Raw genomic sequence first — 6,044 nt, forward strand, 5'->3', positions numbered from 1 at the left:
CCCGGCTCAGGGCTCGACCGGCTGCGACCCCTGCGCCGGCGCCAGCGATCCGGGGTTCTGCAGCCGCGCGCGCAGCACGCTGTCCACCCGGCGCAGGATCGAGGCCGACATGTCGCGGCGCAGTTCGTCGGCCAGGATCTCGCGCTCGGTGGTGGTGCCGGTGGCATCGGTCGGCGGCGACACGTAGTCGCGCGAGAGCTCGATCACCTGCTGCGGCACCACGTCGCTGCCGTCGGGACGGCGGAACACGAAGATCACCGCGTAGCGCAGGCTGTACTCCTGCGCGCGGCCTTCGGCGTCGATCGCGATCGGCAGGTCGCCCCAGCGCTCGGACAGCACCTGCAGGTGGGCGAGTTGGGCATCGTCGGCGTCATCGTCCTCGACCACCTGCGCACCGGAGGCGCGCAGGCCGCGGTTGAGCAGCTTCACCAGCTCGCTGTAGGGCGAGGAGGAGACCACCTTCACCGCGGGCATGTCGGCCGGCAGCGCCAGCTTGTTGCGCAGATGGAAGCCGCAGGCGCTGAGCGCGACGGCCAGGACGAGGGCGAACAGGATTCGGATCATGAAGGACAGTCTGGAGGAGCCGGCCGGGCGCGGCAACAGGTGCGCTAGCGTGCCTGATGCCGCGTGAATGGCATTTGAGAGCGCCGCGCCGTGACTGCGGCGATCCGAACGAGGGCGTCGCCGCGCGCCGGCAGCGCCGAACCGCATCGGCGGCGCTCCCGGACCGAGGCCAATCAGGCCACCACCACGTTCACGATCTTGCCGGGAACGATGATGACCTTGCGGATCGTCATCCCTTCCAGGAACTTGGCCGCGTTCGGCTCGGCCAGCGCCAGGGCCTCGACCTGCTCCCTGGACGCATCGGCGGCGACCTGGATGGTGCCGCGCAGCTTGCCGTTGACCTGCACCGCCAGGGTGAGCGCGTCGCGGACCAGCGCGGCCTCGTCCACCGCCGGGAACGGCACGTCCTCCAGCAGCGTCTCGCCATGCCCCAGCACCTGCCACAGCGCGTGGCTGGCGTGCGGGGTGATCGGGTTGAGCAGCAGCACCGCCGCCTCCAGCGCCTCCTGGCGTACCGCGCGGCCCTGGGCGCTGGCGTCCTCGAACCGGGCCAGCACGTTGGACAGTTCCATCACCGCGGCAATGGCGGTATTGAAGCTGTAGCGGCGGCCGTAGTCGTCGCCGACCTTGCCGATGGTCTCGTGGATCTTGCGGCGGATCGCCTTCTGCCCGGCATCCAGCGCGGCCACGTCCAGCGCCGGGGCCGGACCTTCGGCGGCGTGCCTGTGCACCTGCGCCCACAGCCGGCGCAGGAACCGCGCCATGCCGTCCACGCCGGCCTCGTTCCACTCCAGCGACTGCTCGGGCGGGGCGGCGAACATCGAGAACAGGCGCACGGTGTCGGCACCGTACTTGGCCACCATCGCCTGCGGGTCGACGCCGTTGTTCTTGGACTTGGACATCTTCTCGATGCCGCCGATCTGCACCGGCTGCCCGTCCGCGACCAGCGTGGCGCCGGTGACGCGGCCGCGCTCGTCGCGCTGGACCTCCACGTCGGCCGGGTTGATCCAGTCCTTGGAGCCATCGGCATTGGAACGATAGAAGGTTTCGGCGATCACCATGCCCTGGGTCAGCAGGTTGGTGGCCGGCTCGTCGCTGTCCACCAGCCGCGCGTCGCGCATGAGCTTGTGGTAGAAGCGGAAGTACATCAGGTGCAGGATCGCGTGCTCGATGCCGCCGATGTACTGGTCCACCGGCAGCCAGTAGTTGCCGCGCTTGTCGACCATGTCCCTGGCGCCGGGCGAGGTGTAGCGGGCGTAGTACCAGCTCGACTCCATGAAGGTGTCGAAGGTGTCGGTCTCGCGCTCGGCCGGGCCGCCGCACTCGGGGCAGGTGGTCTTGCGCCACTGCGGGTCGGTCTTGAGCGGCGAGCCGGTGCCGCTGAACTCGACGTTCTCCGGCAGCGTCACCGGCAGCTGCTCCTCCGGCACCGGCACCGCGCCGCACTTGTCGCAGTAGATCACCGGGATCGGGCAGCCCCAGTAGCGCTGGCGGCTCACGCCCCAGTCGCGCAGCCGGTAGTTGACCCGGCGCTGGCCCTGGCCCTTGCGCTCGAAGCGCTCGGCCAGCGCCTCGAAGGCGCCCTGGAAGTCCAGCCCGTCGAACTCGGCCGAGTTGACCAGCTCGAAGTCGCGGGCCTTGTCGCTGTACCAGTCGTGCCAGGTGGCCGGATCGTAGCTCTTCTCGGCCTCGTTGCGCGGATCCTTGAGCGCGATGACCTGCCGGATCGGCAGCCGGTACTTGCGGGCGAACTCGAAGTCGCGCTGGTCGTGGCCGGGCACCGCCATCACCGCGCCGGTGCCGTAGCCCATCAGCACGAAGTTGGCCACCCATACCGGCACTTCCTCACCGCTGACCGGGTGTATGGCCTTCAGGCCGGTGTCCATGCCGCGCTTTTCCTGGGTCTCCAGTTCGGCCTCGGACACGCCGCCGCGCTTGAGCTCGGCCAGCAGCGCCGCCAGCGCCGGGTTGTTGCGCGCCGCGTGCAGCGCCAGCGGGTGTTCGCCGGCGACGGAGACGAAGGTCACGCCCATCAGCGTGTCGGGGCGGGTGGTGAACACGCGCAGCTGGTCCAGCGCGGCGCCGTCGGCATCGCGCACCTCGAACTTGATCTCGAGGCCCTCGGAGCGGCCGATCCAGTTGCGCTGCATGGTCTTGACCGACTCCGGCCAGCCTTCCAGCGTGTCCAGGCCGTCGAGCAGTTCCTGGGCGTAGTCGGTGATGCGCAGGAACCACTGCGGGATCTCGCGCTTTTCCACCAGCGCGCCGGAGCGCCAGCCGCGGCCATCGATGACCTGCTCGTTGGCCAGCACGGTCTGGTCGACCGGGTCCCAGTTCACCACCGCGTTGCGGCGGTAGGCCAGGCCCTTGCGCATCAGCCGGGTGAACATGCGCTGCTCGTGCACGTAGTACTCGGGCTGGCAGGTGGTCAGCTCGCGCGACCAGTCGTAGGCGAAGCCGAAGCGCTGCAACTGCGCGCGCATGTGCTCGATGTTGGCGTAGGTCCACTTGGCCGGCGCGGTGCGGTGCTTGACCGCCGCGTTCTCGGCCGGCAGGCCGAAGGCGTCCCAGCCCATCGGCTGCAGCACGTTGTGGCCGGTCATGCGCCGGTAACGGCTGATGACGTCGCCGAGCACGTAGTTGCGCACGTGCCCCATGTGCATCGAGCCGCTGGGGTACATGAACATCGACAGGCAGTAGTACTTGGGCTTGTCGGAGTCCTCCCTGACCTCGAAGGCATGGTTGGCATCCCAGTACTGCTGGGCGGCGGATTCGACCTGCTGCGGGTCGTAGGCGTTGGTTTCGACGGCGGACATGGGGTACGGGCGCCCTCGGGCGACGGCAAAGCCGCAAAGGGTACCGCAGCGCAGCAGGCCGCTCCAGCCGGCGCCGGATCAGCCGCGTGCGACATCCAGCCGCGGCAGTGCCCAGCCGGCGAGCGCCAGCCACGCCAGCCAGGCGACGAAGGCCACCCGCTGTGCCAGCGCCGGCATCGGCCAGGGCCACAGCGCGGCCGCGAGCATCACGCCGGCGCAGGCCAACGCCCGCCAGCCCAGCGCGGGCGACACCTGCGCACGCAGCCCCAGACCCGACAGCAGCAGCCCGGCGCCGCCGGCGACCAGCCACAGCAGCCAGGCGCTGGCATGCAGCCGGCTGGCCGGTCCGTCCAGGTCCTCCGCGTCCAGCGGCAACAGTCCCATCGCCGCCAGGCCCAGCCCCGACAGCAGCAGCAGTTGCCCGCCGATGCGCAGCCGCCACCCCGCCGCCGGCAACCGCCGCAGCAGCGCCACCGCCAGCGCCATGGCCAGCACTCCCGGCAGCACCAGGCCGAGCAGGTTGAAGCCCAGCGCATGCGGCACGCCCTGGGCGCCCAGCAGCGCCACCGGGTGCCGCACCGCGGCATAGCCGGGCAACGCCGCGCCGAACCCCAGCAGCGCCAGTACGAAGGCGCCCAGCGCCAGCCAACCCAACCCTTGCAGCACCCTGTCGATCAAGACAAGCCCTCCCATGACATAGAGGCGGCCATTGTCGCTGCTACGCCCCTCGGCTTGCATATCGCCATCGTTGCCACCATAGATGCCACCTGTCCCGTTTTCCGCGAAGCCCCCGTCATGTCCGAACAGCTCCACGTTTTCGACGCCACCACCGAGACCTTCGAAGCCGAGGTCCTGCAGAAATCGCTGCAGGTGCCGGTGCTGGTGGACTTCTGGGCGACCTGGTGCGGGCCGTGCAAGACCCTGGGGCCGATCCTGGAGAAGCTGGCGGCCGAGTACCACGGCGCTTTCGAACTGGCCAAGGTGGACGTGGACAAGGAGCAGGAGATCGCCGCCGCGTTCCAGATCCGCTCGGTGCCGACGGTGTTCCTGGTCAAGGACGGACAGATCGCCGACGGCTTTCCCGGCGCGTTGCCGGAGGGCCAGCTGCGCGAGTTCCTCAAGCAGCACGGCATCGAACCGCTGCCCGCCCCCGAGGAGGCCGAGCCCGCCGAGGCCGCTCCGCTCGATCCCAAGGCCGAGGTCGAGCGCCTGCGCGCGGCCGTGGCGGCCGAGCCGGACAAGGACGAACTCAAGCTCGACCTGGCGCTGGCGCTGCTTAAGACCGGCGATGCCGCCGAGGCCGGCACGCTGATCGAGGCGCTGCCGGCCAACCTCGCCACCGACGAGCGCGCGGTGCGCGCCAAGGCCCGCCTGGGGTTCGTCAACACGCTGCAGGATGCGCCCGGTGCCGAAGCGCTCCAGGCCAAGCTGGAAGCCGACCCCGGCGACCTGCATGCGCGCCACCTGCTCGGCGTGCGCCATCTCGTCGATGGCCGGGACGAAGCGGCACTGGAGCAGTTCATCGAGATGCTGCGCCTGGACCGCGGCTTCCAGGACGGCCTGCCGAAGAAGCTGCTGATCGACGCCTTCCGGGTGATCGAGGACCCCGCGCTGGTCGGGCGCTATCGCCGGCAGATGTCGTCGCTGCTGTTCTGATCGGTCAACGATCTGGCGTGCAGGAGCAACCGTCTTCTCAAGACGTCGGCGATTTTCCGTCCACGGGCATGGGCCTTGGCCCACCGCGGCGAGGCCTGCCGTAACCGTTGACGTGACGGTGTCATGGAGCGGCGGCACGCAGGAAACGATCGAGGCCGGGTGCGCGCGTGGCCGGCGGTGCGGGCGGCGGGCCGCGGCCCGCCCTATGCCATCGCAGGAACGTAGCCCGGGTAAGCGAGGCGCACCCGGAGGCGCCCTGAATCCAGCGGCACGCTGCGCTTACCCTGGCTACGCGCACTCGGTGCGCAATCCCGAGGCCCATCAACCATACCCATGCGAATGGTAGGATTGTGGTCCGTTCGTCCAGCGCGCCGCACGATGAAGGCTTCCCTGTTCCGCCACGGCCTCAACCTGTGGCCGCCGTTCCTGTTCACCGGCATCCATGTCGCGGCGGTGTCGCCGGACTATCGCCATGCGCGGGTCGAACTGCGCATGCGCCCGTGGAACCGCAACTACGTCGGCACCCACTTCGGCGGCAGCCTGTTCGCCATGACCGATCCGTTCTGGATGCTGCTGGCGATGCATGCGCTCGGCCGCGACTACTACGTCTGGGACAAGGCCGGCGCCATCGAGTTCGTCAAGCCGGGCCGCGGCATCGTGGCGGCGGACTTCCGCCTGGAGGAATCCCGCCTGGATGAAATCCGCCAGGCCACCGCCGGCGGCGACAAGTACCTGCCATGGTTCGAGAACGACGTGGTGGACACCCAGGGCGACGTGGTCGCCCGCGTGCGCAAGCAGCTCTACGTCCGCCTCAAGCCGGACAAGCGCGGCCGCTGACGGATCGAGTGCGCCGATCTCGATCGCCGCGTCGAAGAAGCTCCTGTAGGAGTCAACTGTCATCCAGGCTGCACGGGAGGCGGTGCCCAAGGTGCTTGATCGCGCGCCATGGCGTTGAGCATGGTGAGGTACTTGCGCATGCATGCGGTTACGGCGAGCTTTGGGGGTTTG

The 6,044-nt window shown here is 69.6% G+C and carries 5 protein-coding genes; 2 read left to right on the forward strand and 3 right to left on the reverse strand.

What is annotated here, in order from left to right; genetic code table 11:
- Window positions 1-6: 6 nt before the first annotated feature.
- From lptE to LRX76_RS13440, 3 genes are all read right to left on the reverse strand, one after another.
- The gene (lptE, locus tag LRX76_RS13430) at window positions 7-564 is read right to left on the reverse strand and encodes an LPS assembly lipoprotein LptE (RefSeq protein ID WP_231806032.1); all 558 of its coding nucleotides are present in this window, start codon (window positions 562-564) and stop codon (window positions 7-9) included.
- 173 nt (window positions 565-737) lie between these two features.
- A complete protein-coding gene (gene leuS, locus LRX76_RS13435) occupies window positions 738-3,380 on the reverse strand; it encodes a leucine--tRNA ligase (protein WP_231806034.1) in 2,643 nt (880 codons plus the stop codon).
- 78 nt (window positions 3,381-3,458) lie between these two features.
- A complete protein-coding gene (locus LRX76_RS13440) occupies window positions 3,459-4,073 on the reverse strand; it encodes a DUF998 domain-containing protein (RefSeq protein ID WP_231806036.1) in 615 nt (204 codons plus the stop codon).
- Window positions 4,074-4,175: 102 nt separating this feature from the next.
- Here LRX76_RS13440 and trxA point away from each other — a divergent pair, with 102 nt between their 5' ends.
- Together trxA and LRX76_RS13450 are read left to right on the forward strand one after the other, a co-directional pair.
- Window positions 4,176-5,036, forward strand: a complete 861-nt coding sequence (trxA, locus tag LRX76_RS13445; RefSeq protein ID WP_231806038.1) for a thioredoxin — start codon at window positions 4,176-4,178, stop codon at window positions 5,034-5,036.
- Between the two features lie 378 nt (window positions 5,037-5,414).
- Window positions 5,415-5,873 (forward strand): DUF4442 domain-containing protein, encoded by a 459-nt coding sequence (locus tag LRX76_RS13450; RefSeq protein WP_231806040.1) that lies wholly within the window; start codon window positions 5,415-5,417, stop codon window positions 5,871-5,873.
- The last annotated feature ends 171 nt before the right edge of the window (window positions 5,874-6,044 follow it).

Source organism: Stenotrophomonas sp. MMGLT7 (genome assembly GCF_021168555.1).
Classification (GTDB): domain Bacteria; phylum Pseudomonadota; class Gammaproteobacteria; order Xanthomonadales; family Xanthomonadaceae; genus MMGLT7.

Bases quoted from the DNA above. Each gene is read 5' to 3' on its own strand.
- lptE (WP_231806032.1), bottom strand. From the start codon at position 564: ATGATCCGAATCCTGTTCGCCCTCGTCCTGGCCGTCGCGCTCAGCGCC.
- leuS (WP_231806034.1), bottom strand. From the start codon at position 3,380: ATGTCCGCCGTCGAAACCAACGCCTACGACCCGCAGCAGGTCGAATCC.
- LRX76_RS13440 (WP_231806036.1), bottom strand. From the start codon at position 4,073: ATGGGAGGGCTTGTCTTGATCGACAGGGTGCTGCAAGGGTTGGGTTGG.
- trxA (WP_231806038.1), top strand. From the start codon at position 4,176: ATGTCCGAACAGCTCCACGTTTTCGACGCCACCACCGAGACCTTCGAA.
- LRX76_RS13450 (WP_231806040.1), top strand. From the start codon at position 5,415: ATGAAGGCTTCCCTGTTCCGCCACGGCCTCAACCTGTGGCCGCCGTTC.